The organism is Rhizobium sp. 01T444, assembly GCF_056398305.1.
Genome location: NZ_JBFTPD010000340.1, coordinates 1 through 560, shown reverse-complemented (window position 1 = coordinate 560; position 560 = coordinate 1). Strand labels below are relative to the sequence as shown.

General features: G+C 68.0%; 2 protein-coding genes. Both read left to right on the top strand.

Translation table 11 applies throughout. The features are described 5' to 3' along the window. On the top strand, nt 1-202 hold a 202-nt coding region (locus AC1DTN_RS38805; protein ID WP_477925543.1), incomplete at its 5' end, for an AtpZ/AtpI family protein. Then, nucleotides 195-539 (top strand): N-ATPase subunit AtpR, encoded by a 345-nt coding sequence (locus AC1DTN_RS38800; RefSeq protein ID WP_477925542.1) that lies wholly within the window; start codon nt 195-197, stop codon nt 537-539. The genes AC1DTN_RS38805 and AC1DTN_RS38800, both read left to right, overlap by 8 nt. Nucleotides 540-560: the final 21 nt, after the last annotated feature.

The following is a 560-nucleotide window of genomic DNA, read 5'->3' as shown; positions in this document are numbered from 1 at the left end:
GTTGATCGGCTGGTCGGTGGTGGTGCCGACGTTGCTGGGCGCGGCGCTCGGCATGTGGCTCGACAAGCGACACTCGGACACGCATTCGTGGACGTTGGCGCTGCTGGTCGCCGGGCTCGCCATCGGATGCCTCAACGCGTGGCATTGGGTCGCCAAGGAAGACAAGGCCATGCGCGAGGAACAGGAGTCCGACGATGAATGAGCTGCTCGCATCCCCCGCCGGAACGGCAACGGTGCTCGTGCTGATGCTGTCGGCTCTGGCGGGCGCCGCGCTGGGCCTGCTTTTCTTCGGCGGCCTGTGGTGGACTGCTCGGCGGGGTGCGGCGTCTTCCCAGCCGGCGCTGTGGTTCTTCGCCAGCCTGTTGGCGCGCCTGAGCATCGCACTCGGGGGCTTTTACGCAGTCTCCGGTGGCCATTGGGAGCGGATGCTGACGTGCCTGCTTGGGTTCGTCGTGGCGCGAGCGGTGGTGGTGCGCCTGACGCGGCCGCCGCCGCAAGGCCGCGCCCATGCGTCGCAGGAGGCCGAACATGCGCCTTAGTCCCGACGAACTGATCTACTG